Source organism: Azospirillum sp. B510, from assembly GCF_000010725.1.
GTDB classification, from domain to species: domain Bacteria; phylum Pseudomonadota; class Alphaproteobacteria; order Azospirillales; family Azospirillaceae; genus Azospirillum; species Azospirillum lipoferum_B.
Genome location: NC_013854.1, coordinates 1,554,471 through 1,572,045 on the forward strand (window position 1 = coordinate 1,554,471; position 17,575 = coordinate 1,572,045).

17 protein-coding genes are annotated in these 17,575 nt (G+C 67.4%); 10 read left to right on the forward strand and 7 right to left on the reverse strand.

Annotation, left to right across the window (positions count from 1 at the left end; genetic code table 11):
• Positions 1-11: 11 nt before the first annotated feature.
• Positions 12-254, reverse strand: coding sequence for a sulfurtransferase TusA family protein (locus tag AZL_RS07165; RefSeq protein WP_173380473.1), 243 nt, complete (start codon positions 252-254; stop codon positions 12-14).
• A gap of 180 nt (positions 255-434) precedes the next feature.
• Between AZL_RS07165 and AZL_RS07170 the strand changes: the two genes are divergently transcribed.
• On the forward strand, positions 435-1,457 hold the full coding sequence (locus tag AZL_RS07170) for an SDR family oxidoreductase (RefSeq protein WP_247894314.1): 1,023 nt from the start codon (positions 435-437) through the stop codon (positions 1,455-1,457).
• A 114-nt stretch (positions 1,458-1,571) separates the two neighbouring features.
• Positions 1,572-2,822 carry an Hsp70 family protein gene (locus AZL_RS07175; RefSeq protein ID WP_012973974.1) on the forward strand — a complete coding sequence of 417 codons (1,251 nt, stop codon included), beginning with the start codon at positions 1,572-1,574 and terminating at the stop codon, positions 2,820-2,822.
• 31 nt (positions 2,823-2,853) lie between these two features.
• On the opposite strand, the gene apbC is transcribed toward AZL_RS07175, so the two are convergent.
• Complete coding sequence (apbC, locus tag AZL_RS07180; RefSeq protein WP_012973975.1) at positions 2,854-4,023, reverse strand: iron-sulfur cluster carrier protein ApbC; 1,170 nt, start codon at positions 4,021-4,023, stop codon at positions 2,854-2,856.
• Between the two features lie 173 nt (positions 4,024-4,196).
• Here apbC and hflK point away from each other — a divergent pair, with 173 nt between their 5' ends.
• The 3 genes from hflK (at position 4,197) to AZL_RS07195 (ending at position 8,264) form a co-directional block, all read left to right on the forward strand.
• Positions 4,197-5,462 (forward strand): FtsH protease activity modulator HflK, encoded by a 1,266-nt coding sequence (gene hflK, locus AZL_RS07185; protein WP_012973976.1) that lies wholly within the window; start codon positions 4,197-4,199, stop codon positions 5,460-5,462.
• Positions 5,463-5,475: 13 nt separating this feature from the next.
• On the forward strand, positions 5,476-6,387 hold the full coding sequence (hflC, locus tag AZL_RS07190) for a protease modulator HflC (RefSeq protein ID WP_012973977.1): 912 nt from the start codon (positions 5,476-5,478) through the stop codon (positions 6,385-6,387).
• Positions 6,388-6,782: 395 nt separating this feature from the next.
• Positions 6,783-8,264, forward strand: a complete 1,482-nt coding sequence (locus AZL_RS07195) for a DegQ family serine endoprotease (protein WP_371304232.1) — start codon at positions 6,783-6,785, stop codon at positions 8,262-8,264.
• A 97-nt stretch (positions 8,265-8,361) separates the two neighbouring features.
• Here AZL_RS07195 and AZL_RS36570 read toward each other — a convergent pair whose 3' ends face one another.
• Complete coding sequence (locus tag AZL_RS36570; protein WP_173380474.1) at positions 8,362-8,535, reverse strand: hypothetical protein; 174 nt, start codon at positions 8,533-8,535, stop codon at positions 8,362-8,364.
• Positions 8,536-9,076: 541 nt separating this feature from the next.
• Here AZL_RS36570 and AZL_RS07200 point away from each other — a divergent pair.
• A complete protein-coding gene (locus tag AZL_RS07200; protein WP_042442734.1) occupies positions 9,077-9,766 on the forward strand; it encodes a LuxR C-terminal-related transcriptional regulator in 690 nt (229 codons plus the stop codon).
• Between the two features lie 135 nt (positions 9,767-9,901).
• Here the strand turns inward: AZL_RS07200 and AZL_RS07205 are convergent, their stop codons facing one another.
• Positions 9,902-11,308 carry an ATP-binding protein gene (locus AZL_RS07205; protein WP_012973980.1) on the reverse strand — a complete coding sequence of 469 codons (1,407 nt, stop codon included), beginning with the start codon at positions 11,306-11,308 and terminating at the stop codon, positions 9,902-9,904.
• Positions 11,305-12,006 carry a response regulator gene (locus AZL_RS07210; protein ID WP_012973981.1) on the reverse strand — a complete coding sequence of 234 codons (702 nt, stop codon included), beginning with the start codon at positions 12,004-12,006 and terminating at the stop codon, positions 11,305-11,307. The genes AZL_RS07205 and AZL_RS07210 overlap by 4 nt, the downstream gene beginning before the upstream one ends.
• 169 nt (positions 12,007-12,175) lie before the next feature.
• Here AZL_RS07210 and AZL_RS07215 point away from each other — a divergent pair, with 169 nt between their 5' ends.
• On the forward strand, positions 12,176-12,433 hold the full coding sequence (locus AZL_RS07215) for a hypothetical protein (RefSeq protein WP_128083368.1): 258 nt from the start codon (positions 12,176-12,178) through the stop codon (positions 12,431-12,433).
• Between the two features lie 8 nt (positions 12,434-12,441).
• On the opposite strand, the gene AZL_RS07220 is transcribed toward AZL_RS07215, so the two are convergent.
• Both AZL_RS07220 and mbfA read right to left on the reverse strand, forming a co-directional pair.
• On the reverse strand, positions 12,442-12,954 hold the full coding sequence (locus AZL_RS07220; protein WP_012973983.1) for a MarR family winged helix-turn-helix transcriptional regulator: 513 nt from the start codon (positions 12,952-12,954) through the stop codon (positions 12,442-12,444).
• A 114-nt stretch (positions 12,955-13,068) separates the two neighbouring features.
• Positions 13,069-14,025 carry an iron exporter MbfA gene (gene mbfA, locus AZL_RS07225; RefSeq protein ID WP_012973984.1) on the reverse strand — a complete coding sequence of 319 codons (957 nt, stop codon included), beginning with the start codon at positions 14,023-14,025 and terminating at the stop codon, positions 13,069-13,071.
• A gap of 265 nt (positions 14,026-14,290) precedes the next feature.
• Here mbfA and tpiA point away from each other — a divergent pair, with 265 nt between their 5' ends.
• From tpiA to AZL_RS07240, 3 genes are all read left to right on the forward strand, one after another.
• The gene (gene tpiA, locus AZL_RS07230; protein ID WP_012973985.1) at positions 14,291-15,046 is read left to right on the forward strand and encodes a triose-phosphate isomerase; all 756 of its coding nucleotides are present in this window, start codon (positions 14,291-14,293) and stop codon (positions 15,044-15,046) included.
• Between the two features lie 166 nt (positions 15,047-15,212).
• A complete protein-coding gene (secG, locus tag AZL_RS07235) occupies positions 15,213-15,536 on the forward strand; it encodes a preprotein translocase subunit SecG (protein WP_012973986.1) in 324 nt (107 codons plus the stop codon).
• A 223-nt stretch (positions 15,537-15,759) separates the two neighbouring features.
• A complete protein-coding gene (locus tag AZL_RS07240) occupies positions 15,760-17,391 on the forward strand; it encodes a CTP synthase (protein WP_012973987.1) in 1,632 nt (543 codons plus the stop codon).
• Positions 17,392-17,575 lie beyond the last annotated feature (184 nt).

Below are 17,575 nucleotides of genomic sequence, written 5' to 3' on the forward strand. Positions count from 1 at the left end.
CGGCGGGCGCCTCAACCGCCGCGGCGGATGCGGTAGACGAAAACCGTGTGGTGGACCTCGTCCGGCCGCGTCTCGTGCGACAGCAGCGCGTTGTCGGTCGTGTTGCAGAAATGCTTGAAGTCGATGACGGAGGCGGGATCGGTCGCATGGACCACCAGTTCCTCCCCGGATTCCATCCCGTTCAGCAGGGCACGGGTGCGCAGGATGGGCAACGGGCAATGCAGCCCCTTCACGTCAAGCTCTCTCGCCGGCACCGCGCCCGCTCCACACTGGTTGAGGGGAAAACCCATAGGGGACATGTGACTGTAGCCGGTTCGGGTCCGCTTCTCCACACCGGCGGATGGAAGGTCGCGTTCGTTTCAGGCGGTTGCCCGCCGGGATTTTCCGCCGGTCGCGCTGTTGTAGGCGGCGCATGACGGAACCCGGATGAAAGGATGGCGGCCATGGCCAAGCGGCTCGACGACAAGGTGGTTGTGATCACGGGGGCCTCCAGCGGCATCGGGCGGGCGACCGCGCTGGAGTTCGCCCGCCAGGGGGCGGTGGTGATCCTCGCCGCCCGGCGGATGGCCGCCCTTCACGAGGTTGCCGAGGCGTGCATCGGGGCCGGCGGCCGGGCCATGGTGGTGCCGACCGACGTCACCGATCAGCAGGCGGTGCGCCATCTGGCCGACCGTGCCATCGAGGCCTTCGGCGGCATCGACATCTGGGTGAACAATGCCGGCGTCATCGCCTTCGGCCGTTTCGAGGACATCCCTGACGACGTGTTCGAGCAGGTGCTGCGCACCGACCTCCTCGGCACCGTCCATGGCTGCCGGGCGGTGCTGCCGCATTTCCTCGACCGCGGGGAGGGGATCGTCATCAACACCGCCTCGATGGTGTCCAACATCGGCCAACGCTACGCCACCCCCTACACCGCGGCGAAATTCGCGGTGCGCGGCTTTTCCGAATCGCTGCGCCAGGAACTGGTGGACGAGCCCGGCATCCATGTCTGCATGGTCATGCCGGCCTCCATCGACACCCCGCTGTGGCGGCATGCCGCCAACTACACCGGCCGGGCGCTCAAGCCGCTGACCCCGGTCCACCCGCCTGAGGAGGTCGCCGACGCCATCCTGTCGCTTGCCCGCCATCCGCGGCGCGAGCGGTTCGTCGGCACCGAGGCCCGCATCGCCGCGATGGGCAACACCATGGCGCCCCATCTGACCGAGCGAGCGCTCGCTCGCAATATCGAGCGCGACATGTTCCAGAACCGCTCGGCTCCCGCCACGTCGGGCGGCGTGATGACCGCCATGCCGGAGTATCAGGGGGCCAGCGGCGGCTGGATCGAACCGGGGCAGGCGTCGGGGCGTGAGCAGGCGCGGCAGCGGGTCTTCTCCTGGACCAACCTGTCCCTGTTTTTGCTGCCGCTGGTGCTGGCGAGCCGTCCGCTGAGCGGCCGGCGGATGCGCCCCGTCTGGTGAGACCGCAGGATTCTTCGGATGGGTGCTTGATCCGGCGGACGGGAGCCGTTATACGCTCGCCCCTTTTCCGGTGCGGCGGGTGGCCGCACCGGTCATCCGGGCAGGAGGCGGGACATGACGGCGTGCGGGCTCGATTTCGGCACCTCGAACACGACGCTGGGCGTGCGGGAGGCCGATGGCTTCCGGTTGCTGGCGCTGGACGGCACCCGCACGACGCTGCCGACGGCGGTGTTCTTCGATTTCGAGCATGACCGGACGACCATCGGGCAGGCGGCCATCGACGGCTATGTCTCGGGGGTGGAGGGGCGGCTGATGCGCTCCATCAAGTCGATGCTCGGTACCGAGCTGATCGATGCCGACACCGCGCTGCGCAAGGGCCGCATCAGCTTCCGCGCGGTGATCGGCACCTTCCTCGATCTGGTGAAGACGCGGGCGGAGGAGGCGCTGGGCGGTGAGTTGGGCGACGTGGTGGTCGGCCGCCCGGTCCATTTCGTCGATGGCGATCCGGCCGGCGACGCGGCGGCGGAAGAAACGCTGGGCGGGATCGCGCGGGCCGCCGGATTCCGCAACGTCTCCTTCCAGTTCGAACCGATCGCCGCCGCCCTCGATTACGAGCAGCAGGTGGCGGGGGAGGAGTTGGCGCTGATCGCCGACATCGGCGGCGGCACGTCGGATTTCTCGGTCGTGCGCATCGGGCCGGAGCGGCGTGGCAAGCCGGACCGGGCCGGCGACATCCTGGCCAATGACGGCATCCGTGTCGGCGGCACCGATTTCGACCGCGATCTCAGCCTCGCCACCGCCATGCCGGAGCTGGGGCTGGGCAGCGCCATGAAGCGTGCCGGCCTGCTGGCGCCCAAGAGCATCTATTTCGATCTGGCCACCTGGTCGAAGATCAATTTCCTCTACACCAGCAAGGCGATGGCCGAGCTGGAGCGCCTCCAGCGCGATTCCGCCGAGCCGGAGAAGATCGAACGGCTGATCGGCGTGGTCGAGCATCGCCAGGGCCATGCCCTGGCGATGGCGGTGGAGCGCAGCAAGATCGCCCTGTCCGACCATGAGGCGACGGAACTGGCGCTGGATTGGGGGGATGGCAAGCTGGCCCTGCCGGTCGACCGCCCGGCGCTGAACCGCGCGACCGGCTCGCTGGCGGCGCGCATCGGCACGCGAATCCGCGATTGCCTGACGGAGGCGGGGGTGACAGCCGACCGCATCGACGCGGTGTTCCTGACCGGCGGTTCGACCCTGCTGCCCCAGGTCCGCGCCGCGATCCTGGCCGAGGCGCCGGGGGCGCGGGTGGTCGAGGGCAACATCTTCGGCTCCGTCGGCCTGGGGCTGACGGTTGAGGCGCAGCGGCGCTATGGGTGAGGGGGATTAACTCCCCTCACCCAACCGGTTATCACTGCACCAGGATGCGCGGCGCGGCGCGGCCGCCGGTGCCGCCGCCGCCGATCTTCTCCCACAGGCGGGTGGCGATCCGGCGGTAGGATTGGGCGTGTTCCGAGTCCGGCTGCGACACCACGATCGGCTGACCCTGGTCGGAGGTCTCGCGGATCGACAGGTGCAGCGGAATCTCGCCCAGGAACTCCATGCCCAGATCGTCGGCCTCCTTGCGGGCGCCGCCATGGCTGAAGATGTCGGTGCGGTGGCCGCAGTTGGGGCAGCAGAAATAGCTCATGTTCTCGATGATGCCCAACACAGGCACATCGACGCGGCGGAACATGTTCAGCCCCTTGCGGGCGTCGAGCAACGCGATGTCCTGCGGGGTGGAGACGATCACCGCACCGGCCAGCGGCACCTGCTGGGCCATGGTCAGCTGGGCGTCGCCGGTGCCCGGCGGCATGTCCACCACCAGCACGTCGAGGGTGCCCCAGTTCACGTCGCGCAGCATCTGCTGCAATGCGCTCATCACCATCGGCCCGCGCCAGATCATCGGCGTGTCCTCGGCCACCAGGAAGCCCATGGACATCACCTTGACGCCGTAATTCTCCATCGGCTCCAGGCGCTTGCCGTCGGGGCTGTTGGGGCGGCCGGCGATGCCCATCATGCGCGGCATCGACGGGCCGTAGATGTCGGCGTCGAGCAGCCCGACCTTCAGCCCGTTGGCGGCGAGCGCCAGCGCCAGATTGGCGGATGTCGTCGACTTGCCGACGCCGCCCTTGCCGGACGCCACCGCGACGATGGCCTTCACGCCGGGGACCAGCGGCTTCTGCGGGTCGGTCTGGGGCGCGCCCTGGGAATGGCCATGGGAATGCCCGTGCGAATGGCCGGGCCCGCCGTGCGAATGGCCCTGCTGGGGTGCGGCCTGGGGGGCGGCGGCGCGGTGGGCGGTCAGCACCGCGGTGACCGACAGCACGCCGGGCAGTGCGTCCACCGCCTTCTCGGCGGCGTGGCGCACCGGTTCCGCCTGGGCGCCGCGCTTGGGGTCGACTTCGATGGAAAAGGCGACATGCCCGTCGCGCACCACGAGGCCCGACAACATGCCCAGACTGACGATGTCGCCGCCCCGGTCCGGGTCGATGACGGTCTTCAGCGCCTGCATGACTTGAGCTTCGCTGATCTGCGCCATGGTTGAAAACTCCGCTGTCTTCCCGATATTGGCGGATATCCGTTGGTGGAATCCCTGCCGAAGGGTAAGGGGGACTATAGGACCGGCGGACGAGATCGGTAAAGGGATGCGCGGGGCCTAAGCCATTGCGCTTCCATATGATGGGACGAATCGCAGAAGGGGGACACAGTCGGATGCCGTGGAACAATCAAGGTGGGGGCGGTGGTGGTGGCCCCTGGGGTCCTCCGCCGGGCAACAACGGCCCGGGCAACCCGTGGGGGCGTCCCCAGGGCGGGGGAAATGGCGGCGGTGGTGGTGGCCCGCAGCCTCCCGACCTTGAGGATCTGCTGCGGCGCAGCCAGGACCGCCTGCGCCGCGCCATGCCCGGCGGCTTCGGCAGCGGCCGGGGGGTCGCGCTTGTCGTCGGCGTCCTCGGCCTGATCTGGCTGGCCAGCGGCATCTACCGCGTCGAGGCGGACGAGCAGGGCGTGGTCATGCGCTTCGGCCAATGGACCCGCACCGAACAGCCCGGCCTGCGCTATCGCCTGCCGTCGCCGATCGAGACGGTGCTGCTGCCCAAGGTGACGCGCGTCAACCGGATCGAGGTCGGTTACCGCTCCTCCGTCGGCGGCGGGCGCAACGACCGTGACGTGCCGGACGAGTCGCTGATGCTGACCGGCGACGAGAACATCATCGACATCGATTTCACGGTGTTCTGGGTCATCAAGGACGCCGGCAACTTCCTGTTCAAGATCCGCGAACCGGAAGTGACGGTGAAGAAGGCGGCCGAAAGCGCGATGCGCGAGGTGATCGGCCGCACCGACCTGCAACCGGCCCTGACCGAGGCCCGCCAGCAGATCGAAACCTCGACCCGCCAGCTCCTCCAGACCATGCTGGACGAGTATCAGGCCGGCATCGAGATCACCCAGGTCCAGTTGCAGAAGGCCGACCCGCCGCAGCCGGTCATCGACGCGTTCAACGACGTGCAGCGCGCCCGCGCCGACCGCGAGCGCGCCCGCAACGAGGCGGAAGCCTACCGCAACGACATCATTCCGCGCGCCCGCGGCGAGGCGGAGCGGCTGGTGCAGGAGGCCTCGGCCTACCGCGAGCAGGTCGTCAGCCTGGCCCAGGGCGACGCCGACCGCTTCCGCAAGGTCTATGAGGCCTATGCGCTGAGCAAGGAGGTCACCGCCAAGCGCATGTATCTGGAAACCATGGAGGAGATCCTCCGTGGCCGGAACAAGATCATCGTCGACGGTTCGGCGCAGAATGTCGTCCCGTATCTGCCGCTGAACCAGCTGGCTCCCCACCTCACGCCGGCCCCGCAGCCGCAGCAGCAGGCGCCGCGCCAGCCGCAGCCGAGCCAGGGCGGCACCCAGGGCGGCAATCAGGGGGGAGCGCGGACCGGAACGCAAACGCAGCCGCTGTCCGCGCTGCCCAATTCAACGTCCGGCCAGTGAGGAGGATCGCATCATGAACCGCACCCTCGCCATCGCCGGTATCGCCATCGTGGCGCTCGGCGTCGTCGCGTCGTCCGCCCTCTTCACCGTCAACGAGGCCCAGCAGGCGCTGGTTCTCCAGTTCGGCGAGCCGCGCCGGGTGATCCAGGAGCCGGGCCTGAAGGTGAAGATCCCCTTCATCCAGGAGGTCCGGCTGCTCGACCGCCGCGTGCTCGACCTCGATCCGCCGGTCGAACAGGTCATCCTGGCCGACCAGAAGCGCCTGGACGTAGACGCCTTCGCCCGCTACCGCATCCATGACCCGCTGCGCTTCTACCAGACCGCCGGGACCGAGGCGGTGGCCGAAACCCGCCTGAACTCGATCGTCAACTCGTCGCTGCGCCGCGTGCTCGGCAACGTCACGGTGCTGGCCGTGCTGTCGGACGAGCGCGCCCGGATCATGACCGACATCAAGGGGCAGGTGAACGACGAGGCCAAGCGCTTCGGCATCGAGATCGTCGATGTGCGCATCCGCCGGGCCGACCTGCCGGAGGAGACCAGCCAGTCGATCTTCGCCCGCATGCGCTCCGAACGTGAACGCGAGGCGGCGGAGGCCCGCGCCCAGGGCCAGGAGCAGTCGCAGCAGATCAAATCGCGCGCCGAGCGCGAACGCACGGTGATCATCGCCGAGGCCCAGCGCGACGCCCAGATCCTGCGCGGCGAAGGCGACAATTCCGCATTGAAGCTGATCGCCGAGGCGACCTCGCAGGATCCCGCCTTCTACGGCTTCTACCGCTCGCTGGAGGCCTACCGGAAGTCGCTGAACGGCAACGACACCACCATGGTGCTGTCGCCGACCGGCGAATTCTTCCGCTACTTCAACGGCACCGGTACGCAGCCGGCGGCCGCCCCGGCCGCCCCCGCGGCTCAGGCGCCCGCGCAGTAAGGCGGCCGGACGGAATCAGGGCTGACCGCGGCCGGGTCGGGCATTTCCCGATCCGGCCGCGGTCATGCCGGGTTCCGGCTGTCCGTCGCGCATGGTCCGTTTTGACCGGTCCGCAGCATTGGAGCGAAGGAAATCCACCGGCTTGAGATTTCCACTGGTGCCGACTGGACCGGCACGCCATCTTGCGGCCATACTCTTGGCCCAACACCTATATGGCCCAGAACTGGGCGGCCGGTCCTGCCCACGGAACCGGCCGGACGTCTGGTAGGGAGAGCACGTTGATTCGCATACCCAACTTCGAACCCGCCACGCGCGGCGCCGTGGCCGGAGCCCGGCCTCGCAAGGCGGGCGTCCGGCCGCTTGTCGCCGCCATCGTCTGGGGCATGACGTCGGTCATGGCCGGCGGAGCGGTGATGGGCGCTTTCGCCGTCGCGCCAGCCCAGGCCCAGGCGGCCCAGGCTCAAGCCCAGGCGGCCGCGCCGCGCAATGCGCCCGGCAGCTTCGCCGATCTGGCGGAAAAGCTGCTGCCGGCGGTCGTCAACATCTCCACCAGCCAGAACGCGCCGCCGCGCCCGCAGGGCCAGCGTCCGGAGATCCCGCAATTCCCGCCGGGCTCGCCCTTCGAGGATTTCTTCCGGGACTTCTTCGACCGCCAGCAGCAGGACCAGCCGCAGCGCAAGGCGACCTCGCTTGGCTCCGGCTTCATCATCGACGCCAAGAACGGCTATGTGGTCACCAACAACCACGTCGTTCAGGACGCCGACGAGATCACCGTCATCCTGCAGGACGACACCAACATCAAGGCGGAACTGGTCGGCAAGGACAGCAAGACCGACCTCGCGCTGCTGAAGATCAAGACCAGCCATCCGCTGGTCGCCGTTCCCTTCGGCGACAGCGACGCCATGCGCGTCGGCGATTGGGTGCTGGCCATCGGCAACCCGTTCGGGCTGGGCGGCTCGGTCACCGCCGGCATCATCTCGGCGCGCCAGCGCAACATCGACGCCGGCCCCTATGACGATTTCCTCCAGACCGACGCCTCGATCAACCGCGGCAATTCCGGCGGCCCGATGTTCAACCTGAACGGCGAGGTCATCGGCATCAACACCGCCATCTTCTCGCCGTCCGGCGGATCGGTCGGCATCGGTTTCGCCATCCCTTCCAACCTCGCCAAGCAGGTGGTGGCGCAGCTCAAGGATTACGGCAAGACCCGCCGTGGTTGGCTGGGCGTGCGCATCCAGGCGGTGACGCCGGAAATCGCCGAGAGCCTGGGCCTGCCCAATCACAAGGGCGCGCTGGTCGCCTCCGTCACCCCGGACGGCCCGGCCGCCAAGGGCGGCATCCAGGCCGGCGACGTGGTGACGAGGTTCGATGGCAAGGAGATCGACGAGATGCGGCGCCTGCCGCGCGTCGTCGCCGAGACCGGCATCGACAAGGCCGTTCCGGTCGAGGTCTGGCGCAAGGGCAAGGCGCAGACCGTCCAGGTCAAGGTCGGCGAGCTGGAAGCGGCGGAGGAGCAAGGCCTGCTCGCCGCCGGTCCGGACGAGAAGCAGCAGCCGAAGGACAAGGCCCCGGCCCAGAAGCCGACCGAATCGCTCGGCATGAAGCTGACCACCATCACGCCGGACCTGCGCCAGCAGTATGAGATCAAGCCCGAGATGAAGGGGGTGGTCATCACCGACGTGGCCGGCAATTCGACCGCGGCGGAAAAGGGCCTGCGCGCTGGCGACGTCATCATCGAGGTCGGCCAGGAAGAGGTCCGCAAGCCCGAGGACGTGACCGCCAAGGTGCAGAAGGCCAAGGAGCAGAGCAAGAAGTCGGTTCTGTTGCTGGTCGACCGCAAGGGCGACCTGCGCTTTGTCGCGATCCCGCTGAGCTGACCGGTTCACCCGCATCGAGAGGGGCGTCGGCGGAAGACCGCCGGCGCCCTTTTTTCATGCGCGGGGGAGAGGGGAAAGGGCGGAAGTTGAGGAGTGGCTATCTCCGGTCCAGCAGCATCGCCAGGGCCACCGCGCCCGCCAGAAGCCCACACAGCGCGGCGACAATGGCGAGGCTGCGCAGATATTGCCTGAATTCGCCCTGCTTCCAGGCGCTGCGTCCCAGCAGCACCAGATAGCCCGCCATGGCGGCGGCGATGATCTGCCAGCCCATCCTGTCCTCTTCCCGGTCCCGCCATGGCGGCGGGCAGCCGGGCAGACATGGGCATGAGCGGCAGGAAGCGGTCAAGCGCCACGGCGATGGCTGCGGCCGCCTCTATGGCGAAAGTACGCCCCCTCCTTTCGGGTTATCTGTTGGCATCACCACGGTGGCGGGTGACGGTGCAACTCCGCGTGAGATTTTTGCGGCATACCTCCCTTATCGAGAGCAGTCATACGCAAATAAGTGGTGGTTAACGACAAAGTTAACGCCTTCGCGCCTTGTAATGTTCGCTGCTGTGATATCTTGGGATTTGGAAATCTTTAGCGGCTTTGCGCATATATCCAATGCGTTCTTATTTTAACTCTGGAGAGTGGTACCGTAGGACACGACACCGGGGTAGCCTCCCCCTAAATAACGGCCTGCCGGAGCCATCGGGGGGTAATTGCCGAAGCGCCAATGCGTCGGGCATTCCCCCCCTATGACGGGCTTCACATGCAGGCCTTCACCATGGCGACGACGTCACGACGATCGACCAATATTGCGGGAGCGGACAATGGACTCAGTGCGTGCATTTCTGATCGACTCGAACAAGCTGTTTCGCGAGGGGCTGAAGCGTCTTCTCGATGATTCGCCCTTCCAGATCGTTGCCGAGGCGGGAAACCTGCGGGAAGCGCTGGGATCGGTCGAAAGCGGCATGCGGCCGCAGCTTGTCCTTCTCGATTTGCAGAATGGCGGCGACGAGGAGGCGGACGGCATGCGCCGCCTGCGCGCCCTGCTGCCGGAAACCCGCATGGTCATCCTGACCAGCGACCTGTGCACCCGCCGCCTCGCCAATGCGCTGGAGGCCGGTGCCGACGGCTACCTGATGAAGGATCTGTCGTCGGATGCGCTGGCCCAGTCGCTGAAACTGGTGATGATGGGCGAGAAGGTGTTCCCGACCCATCTGGCGGCGCTGCTGATCTCCGGGCGCGTCAACGGCAACGGCACCGAGATGCCGGTATCTCGCAAGGGTCTGTCCCAGCGCGAGGTTCAGATCCTGCGTTGCCTGCTGAACGGCGACAGCAACAAGATGATCGCCAACCACCTGAACATCACGGAGGCCACCGTGAAGGTTCACCTGAAGAGCCTGCTGCGCAAGATCAACGCTTCCAACCGCACCCAGGCCGCCATCTGGGCGCTCAACAACGGCATCGGCGGCGAACTGGCCGGCGCCAACGTCGTCGCCGCGGCGGCGAACCAGTAACGGCGCGTCCAGCCATCGTCTGCTCCCTCCAGCGGAGGGCGGCGCCTGTCCGCTGGAGTGAGGGGGCGATGGTGCGCGGTGATGGCTATCGCATGACATGAAAAGGCCCGCCTGGCCGGAGGCGGGCCTTTTCGGTTATTCCGGCAGCCGGATCACCGCGCGCAGGCCGCCATAGGGGCTGTCGTCCAACGTGATATCGCCGCCGTGGCTGCGCGCCACATCGCGCGCGATGGTCAGGCCGAGACCGGAACCTCCGGTGTCGAGATTGCGGCTGCTGTCGATGCGGAAGAAGGGTTTGAACACGTCGTCGCGCAGATAGGCCGGGATGCCGGGACCGTCGTCGTCCACCGTGATCTCGATGATGCCTTCACGGTGTTCGGCCTTGACCCAGGCGGTGCCGGCATGGCGGCCGGCGTTGACCAGCAGGTTGGCGACGCAACGGCGCATCGCGTTGGGGCGCAGCGGCAGGACCAGCCCCTCCGGCGCCGTCAGCGTCACCTCCGTCCCGTCGCGCCGGGCGCCGGCGGCGACCTCGTTCAGCAGGCGGGTCAGGTCGGTCGGCTGCACCGCCTCCGTCCCCTCGCCGCGGGCGAAGGCGAGATAGCCCTCGATCATCTCCTCCATCTCGGTGACATCGGCCTTCAGCTCCTCGACCTCCGGATCGAGGTCGGGATCCCCGATCATGTCGAGCGCCAGCTTCATCCGGGTCAGCGGCGTGCGCAGATCATGGCTGACGCCGGCCAGCATCTCGGTGCGCTGGGTGATCTGGCGTTGGATGCGCTCGCGCATCAGCAGGAAGGCGGAGGCCGCCTGGCGAACCTCCGTCGCCCCCTCCATCTTGAAGTTGGAGACGTCGCGGCCCTTGCCGAGCGCGTCGGCGGCGACCGCCAGCCGCTTGATCGGGCGGATCTGGTTGCGCATGAACAGGATGGCGACGGCGAACAGCACGATGGCCGATCCGACCATCCACAGGATGAAGATGTAGCTGGTCGGCGTGAACAGGCGGCGTTCCGGCGACATCACCGACAGCACCCCGTCGGCCATCTGCACCCGGATCTCGTACCATTCATGGGCGACCCGGGTGTTGATGGTGAAGGGGCGGGCCACCCGGTCGTCCAGCGCCTTGCCCAAGGTACGCTCCAGCAGGCCGCTCAACTGGCGGCGCGTGTCCGGCAGGGTCTGGTCCGGCTCCAGCGTCACGATCAGGTCGGTGGTGCGGGCGGCGGTGGCCAAGGTCCAATCGCGGCCCTCCCGCGACGGATCGCGCTCCAGCATGGCGATCACGGTGGCGATGTCGCCGGCGACCGCATAGGCCAGCCGGTTGGTCACCGTGTCCCAATGGCGGTCGTAGAAGATCCAGGTCGCCACAGCCTGGGCCAGGATCACCGGGGTGACGATGATCAGCAACGACCGGCCGAACAGGGTTCGCGGCAGGAAGCGCTTCAGGGCGGGGGGGCGCCGCCGCCGCTCCGCCCGCCGCGCCGCCGCGCGGCCGGCGGCGGCATCGTCGGCTTCCGTCCGTCCGCCGCCGGCCGCGGTCATGGATCGGGCCTCAGCACATAGCCCTCGCCACGCACGGTGTGGAGGTAGCGCGGCTCACGCGGGTCGGCCTCGATCTTGCGGCGCAGGCGGGTGACCTGGACATCGACGGTGCGGGCGTTGCCGGCGACCTTGCTGCGCTCCGTCAGCTCCTCGCGGGTGAAGGTCATGCCGGGGGAGGCGGCGAGGATGCGCAGCAGGCTGGCCTCCGCCGTTGTCAGGCGGATCACCTCGTCGCCCTGGCGGAGCTCGTCGCGGTCGGGCAGATAGGTGAGGGGGCCGAGCCGCACCGGAACGGCCGGCGCCGCGGCCGGTTCGGGCGGGCGGGCCGCCTGCCGGCGCAGGATCGAGTTGATGCGCAGCAGCAGTTCCCGAGGGTTGAACGGCTTGGCGAGATAGTCGTCGGCCCCGGCCTCCAGCCCGGCGATGCGGTCGTCCGGCTCGTCGCGGGCGGTCAGCAGCAGGATCGGCAGGTCGCGCTCGCGCCGCAGCGATTCGGTCAGCGACAGCCCCGATTCGCCCGGCATCATGATGTCGAGCACCAGAAGGTCGAAGGCCAGCCCGCCGAGCTGCGCCCGAGCGTCGGCGGCGTCGCGGGCCGTGCTGACCAGAAAGCCGTTGCTGGCGAGATATTTGCGCAGAAGCTCGCGCAGGCGGGTGTCGTCGTCGACGACCAGGATGTGGGGCTGATCTTCGGTCATGGCCGGACTATAGCGCGGCTCCCCGCAATCGACCTATAGCCGCCATGCGGAACATATCTTGGATAGGCGGGCCGCGCAGTCGTGTAAGCGCTTGGCCGAATCGGTCGCGTTTCGTGTTAGTCTCTTCATGCCCTCCGCTGAGGGCCGAGAGACACGAGGAGCGATCACGATGGCCTATGACCACAGGTCCAACGACCCCAGGGACCTGGACGCCCAAGACCTCGCCGAAATGACCCGCGCCTTCCTGGCGAAGGGCGGGAACATCGTCCAATGCCCACCGGGCGCTTCAGAGAACGTGGTGTATCGCAAGGGCGGCTTCCGCCGCCGCAATCCCAACGACGTCAAGGCGGCCGCGGAGAAGCCGGCGGACACGACAGCCAACAGCGCTCCAGCCACCCCGGCGGCGGCCGGGGCCAAGGCCAGCTGATCGGGAATTCAGCGTTTCACGGCAAGACGGGCGGGGGGAACGGGCGGTGCGAATTTCGCCCGGTCCCCCTCGTCCAGCATGCCCATCATCACCTTGCGGAACCCCTCCACCGCCTCGGCGCCGGCCATGCGATAGGCCCGCGCGATGCGCTGGCGCTGGGTTTCCGACAGTTGGCGTTCCAGTTCGACGCCCTTCTCGGTCAACTCCAGCAGGCGCTGCCGCCGGTCGCGGGCGCCGGTCTGCTGATCGATGAAGCCCTGGCGCACCAGCTCGCCCAGAACGCGCGACAGGCTCTGCTTGGTGATCTTCAGGATCGCCAGCAATTCCGACACGGTGATCTTCGGATAGCGGCCGACGAAATAGATCACGCGATGATGCGCGCGGCCGAAGCCGATCTCCGCCAGAATTTCGTCCGGTTCGGCGGTGAATTCGCGATAGGCGTAGAACAGCAGCTCCATTCCGGTGCGGAGTTCCTCCTCGCGGAGAAAGAGCTGGTTCACACCCGCTTTCAGATCAGCCATGGCGACGCGATTGGTTCGTTTTGTTCTAATTAGGACAGCAACACAGACATAAACAATCGTGCGCCCGGTTACAAGGACAAGCTCGTTCCGGCAAACGGCTTTTCCCGGACCGCATCAGGCGCTGCCGATCAGGATCCCGGTGGCGAAAACCAGCAATCCGCCGACCACCACCTGGAAGGCGGCCGACAGCAGCGGCGTGTCCATGTAGCGGTTGCGGATCCAGGCGATGATCGCCAGCTCGACGACCACGACGGCGACGGCGATGGCGGTGGCCGTCCAGAAATGCGGAATCAGATAGGGCAGGGCGTGCCCCAACCCGCCCAGCGTGGTCATGGCGCCGCATACCACGCCGCGCAGCCACGGGCTGCCGCGTCCGGTCAGCGACCCGTTGTCGGACAGCGCCTCGGCGAAGCCCATGGAGATGCCGGCGCCGATGGAGGCGGCCAAGCCGACCAGGAAGGTTTCGTGGCTGTCCTGGGTGGCGAAGGCGGCGGCGAACAGCGGCGCCAGGGTGGAGACGGACCCGTCCATCAACCCGGCGAGGCCGGGCTGGATGATTTGCAGGACGAACAGGCGGCGTTCCGATTCGTGTTCCTGCCGCTTGACGTCGGGCGAAACATATTTCGCCTCCAGCCGCTCGGCCTTGGCCTCGTGCCGCCGCTCCTCCTCGGCGAGGTCGCCCAGAAGCTGGCGGATGGCGGCATCCTGCGAGCGCTGGGCGGCGCGGGCATAAAAGCGCTTGGTCTCGGCCTCCATCAGCTCGGCCTGACGGCGCACGGTGTCGAGCCCCAGCGGGCGGGTCAGCCAGACCGGCTTGCGTTCGACGAAGCCCTTCACGTCCTGGCGGCGGATCAGCGGGATATGATCGCCGAAGCGCGTGCGGAACAGCTCCAGCAGCCGGTGGCGGTGGCCGCTCTCCTCCGAGGCCATGGCGCGGAACAGCCGGGCGGTGTCGGGGTAATTGTCGGCGAGGCCGTGGGCGAACTCGTCATAGATCCGGCTGTCCTCCTCCTCCAGCGCGATGGCGAGGGCCAGCAGCTCCTTTTCCGTCAGGTCCGAGAAGTTCTTCATGGGGGGGCAGGCCTCGCCGCTTGGGAATGGTGCGTCGCGAATGATCCTATTTCGATTGGGGGCATCTTCAACTTGGCGCTTCGGCCGAGCGGGTGTGCGGGGGGGGGGCGAAGGTGCTTCACGATGTCCCGCCCCGATGAGTGGGGTTGGCGGACCGGTCGGGTGGGTGGAAATTCCCTGGCGGGCTTGCTATGGGCTTGGAGCACGAGAGGCCGACAACGTTCCGCAAGTTCCCATACGAAGCCGAGACGAGAAGGAAACGACCATGACCGCGAACCGGAAGCTGATCGCCGGAAACTGGAAGATGAACGGGTTGAAGGCCGATGGGCTGGATCTCGCCTCCGACCTCGCCGGGCGGCTGAAGGGTGCCGGCCCGGTCGCGTTCGACATGCTGGTCTGCCCGCCCTTCCAGCTGCTGTTTCCGGTGGGGGAGGCGATCACCGACAGCCCGCTGGCGCTGGGTGGTCAGGACTGCGCGCCGAGGAATTCCGGCGCCCACACCGGCGACATCGCCCCGGCCATGCTGAAGGACGCCGGATGCCGATTCGTCATCCTCGGCCATTCGGAGCGTCGCGCCGACCATGGCGAGAGTGACGCCGTCGTCAACGCCAAGGCCGCCGCCGCGCTGAAGGAAGGTCTGGTCGCCATCATCTGCGTCGGCGAGACCGAGGCGCAGCGCGACGCCGGCCAGGCGAACGCCGTGGTGTCCGGCCAGCTCGCCGGTTCGATTCCCGCCGGCGCCACGGCGGAGAACACCGTCATCGCCTATGAGCCGGTCTGGGCCATCGGTACCGGCAAGACCGCGACTCCGGACGACGTCAAGGCGATGCACGCCCATATCCGGGCCGAGCTGACCGGCAGGATCGCCGACCCGGCCAAGGCCCGCATCCTCTATGGCGGTTCGGTCAAGCCGGGCAACGCGGCGGAACTGATGGCGGTGGAGAATGTCGATGGCGCGCTGGTCGGCGGTGCCTCGCTGAAGGCCGACGATTTCTGGGCCATCGCCACCGCCTGCCGCTGATACGCCAAGCTGGTGCCAGCCATGCCGCCAATGGATAGGGCCTGGGTATTTTGGCGCTGGCATATCGCGTGATGGCGCGGTACAAACACTGGGCGCGCGCCACGGGCCCATGAGACGGCCTGTGGCGCGCTATTCGATTTTTGGGATGGTGTGGGGTGAGCATCGCATGGAATCGGTGATTCTGGTCATTCACCTGCTGATCGCCGTCGGGCTGGTCGGTGTGATCCTGATCCAGCGGTCGGAGGGCGGTGGGCTCGGCATCGGCGGCGGCACCATGGGCGGCATGATGAGCACCCGTGGCACGGCCAACCTGCTGACCCGGACCACCGGCATTCTGGCGGGCTGCTTCTTCGCCACCAGCATCGTGCTGGCGATCCTGGCCGGCGGCCATTCGCGGCCGGCCTCGATCATCGACACGCTTCCGGCCTCTCCGGTGGCCCCGGCCCAGCCGGCGGCTCCCGCCCAACCCGCGCCGCCGGTGTCCCAGTAACGGGACGGTTTCCAGCGCACGGGTACGAAGCGGACAGCGAGGCGGCCTCCCCGAAGCCGCCTCTTTCTTTTGAGGGGGCGGTCCCGCGGTGCGACATCGCGGCGGCCGGCCCACGCGGGACATTGAAACGATCTTCCCTATGGGGAGATGGAACGGCTCTTCCCCCCTCGGGGACCTTTTCCCCATGGGAACACGGAACAGCTCTCAAGCTCTTCGGACGGACATGACTCGCTACATCTTCATCACCGGTGGCGTCGTTTCTTCGCTGGGCAAAGGTCTGGCGTCGGCGGCTCTTGGGGCGCTTCTCCAGACGCGCGGCTACAAGGTGCGCCTGCGCAAGCTGGACCCGTACCTGAACGTCGACCCCGGCACGATGAGCCCCTATCAGCACGGCGAGGTCTTCGTGACCGACGACGGGGCCGAGACGGACCTCGACCTCGGCCATTACGAGCGCTTCACCGGCGTGTCGGCCCGCAAGGGTGACAACATCACCACCGGCCGCATCTACTCCACCGTGATCGCCAAGGAGCGGCGCGGCGATTACCTGGGCGGCACCGTCCAGGTCATTCCGCACATCACCGACGAGATCAAGGAGTTCATCCGCGCCGACGCCACCGACGAGGACTTTGTCCTGATCGAGATCGGCGGCACGGTGGGCGACATCGAATCGCTGCCCTTCCTGGAGGCGATCCGCCAGTTCGGCAACGAGGTCGGCCAGGAGAATGTCCTCTACATCCATCTGACCCTGCTGCCCTACATCCCGACCGCCGGCGAGCTGAAGACCAAGCCGACCCAGCATTCGGTCAAGGAGCTGCTGAGCGTCGGCATCCAGGCCAACATCCTGCTGTGCCGCGCCGACCGCCCGATCCCGGAGAACGAGCGCAAGAAGATCGCGCTGTTCTGCAACATCCGTCCGGAGCGGGTGATCGCGGCGCTCGATGTCGAGTCGATCTATCAGGTGCCGATCAGCTACCATGAGGAAGGCTTCGACACCCAGGTCCTGAGCTATTTCGGCCTGCCGACCGACAAGGAGCCCGACCTGTCGCGCTGGACCCGCATCATGGACCGGGTGCGCAAGCCGCAGGGCGAGGTCACCATCGCGGTGGTCGGCAAATACATCAGCCTGCTCGACAGCTACAAGTCGCTGGCCGAGGCGCTGACCCATGGCGGCATCGCCAACAACGTCAAGGTCAACCTCGACTGGATCGATTCGGAGATCTTCGAGGACGACGACGCGGCGGTGAAGCGGTTGGAGAATGTCCACGGCATCCTGGTGCCGGGCGGCTTCGGTTCGCGTGGGACGGAAGGCAAGATCCGCGCCGCCCAGTTCGCCCGCGAACGCAGGGTGCCCTATTTCGGCATCTGCTTCGGCATGCAGATGGCGGTCATCGAGGCCGCCCGCAACATGGCGAGGATCGAGGATGCCGGCTCCACCGAGCTGGGCAAGCCGGGCAACCCGGTCGTCGGCCTGATGACCGAGTGGATGCGCGGCAACACGCTGGAGCGTCGCGCCGAGGTGGGCGATCTGGGCGGCACCATGCGGCTCGGCGCCTATCCGGCCAAGCTGCTGGACGGCAGCAAGGTCGCCGAGGTCTATGGCACCACCGACATCTCCGAACGGCACCGTCACCGCTACGAGGTGAATGTGTATTACAAGGAGCGTCTGGAGAACTGCGGCATGCGCTTCAGCGGCCTGTCGCCCGATGGCGAGCTGCCGGAGATCGTCGAGATCCCCGACCATCCCTGGTTCATCGGCGTGCAGTTCCATCCGGAGCTGAAGTCCAAGCCGTTCGAGCCGCACCCGCTGTTCACCGCCTTCATCAAGGCGGCCATCGATCAGAGCCGGCTGGTCTGAGCGGCCGGCGGGGATCTCCCCCTCCGTCTTTGAGCATCCGTTTCGGGAAAACGCCCCGCCCCTTCAAGGCGGGGCGTTTTTTCATGTCAACAATATTACCTATACGTCATGCGCTCTTGCGCACCAGGCATCCTTATGGAAACATCCACCGAAAATCGTTCAATCAAACAATCAGATCGGGGAT

Excerpts from the sequence above, each read along its gene's own strand:
- secG (WP_012973986.1), top strand. The coding sequence starts at position 15,213 with ATGGAATCGGTGATTCTGGTCATTCACCTGCTGATCGCCGTCGGGCTG.
- tpiA (WP_012973985.1), top strand. The coding sequence starts at position 14,291 with ATGACCGCGAACCGGAAGCTGATCGCCGGAAACTGGAAGATGAACGGG.
- mbfA (WP_012973984.1), bottom strand. The coding sequence starts at position 14,025 with ATGAAGAACTTCTCGGACCTGACGGAAAAGGAGCTGCTGGCCCTCGCC.
- AZL_RS07175 (WP_012973974.1), top strand. The coding sequence starts at position 1,572 with ATGACGGCGTGCGGGCTCGATTTCGGCACCTCGAACACGACGCTGGGC.
- AZL_RS07200 (WP_042442734.1), top strand. The coding sequence starts at position 9,077 with ATGGACTCAGTGCGTGCATTTCTGATCGACTCGAACAAGCTGTTTCGC.
- AZL_RS07240 (WP_012973987.1), top strand. The coding sequence starts at position 15,760 with ATGACTCGCTACATCTTCATCACCGGTGGCGTCGTTTCTTCGCTGGGC.
- hflK (WP_012973976.1), top strand. The coding sequence starts at position 4,197 with ATGCCGTGGAACAATCAAGGTGGGGGCGGTGGTGGTGGCCCCTGGGGT.
- AZL_RS07170 (WP_247894314.1), top strand. The coding sequence starts at position 435 with ATGGCGGCCATGGCCAAGCGGCTCGACGACAAGGTGGTTGTGATCACG.
- AZL_RS07205 (WP_012973980.1), bottom strand. The coding sequence starts at position 11,308 with ATGACCGCGGCCGGCGGCGGACGGACGGAAGCCGACGATGCCGCCGCC.
- AZL_RS07215 (WP_128083368.1), top strand. The coding sequence starts at position 12,176 with ATGGCCTATGACCACAGGTCCAACGACCCCAGGGACCTGGACGCCCAA.
- AZL_RS36570 (WP_173380474.1), bottom strand. The coding sequence starts at position 8,535 with ATGGGCTGGCAGATCATCGCCGCCGCCATGGCGGGCTATCTGGTGCTG.
- AZL_RS07220 (WP_012973983.1), bottom strand. The coding sequence starts at position 12,954 with ATGGCTGATCTGAAAGCGGGTGTGAACCAGCTCTTTCTCCGCGAGGAG.
- AZL_RS07210 (WP_012973981.1), bottom strand. The coding sequence starts at position 12,006 with ATGACCGAAGATCAGCCCCACATCCTGGTCGTCGACGACGACACCCGC.
- AZL_RS07195 (WP_371304232.1), top strand. The coding sequence starts at position 6,783 with ATGGCCGGCGGAGCGGTGATGGGCGCTTTCGCCGTCGCGCCAGCCCAG.
- hflC (WP_012973977.1), top strand. The coding sequence starts at position 5,476 with ATGAACCGCACCCTCGCCATCGCCGGTATCGCCATCGTGGCGCTCGGC.
- apbC (WP_012973975.1), bottom strand. The coding sequence starts at position 4,023 with ATGGCGCAGATCAGCGAAGCTCAAGTCATGCAGGCGCTGAAGACCGTC.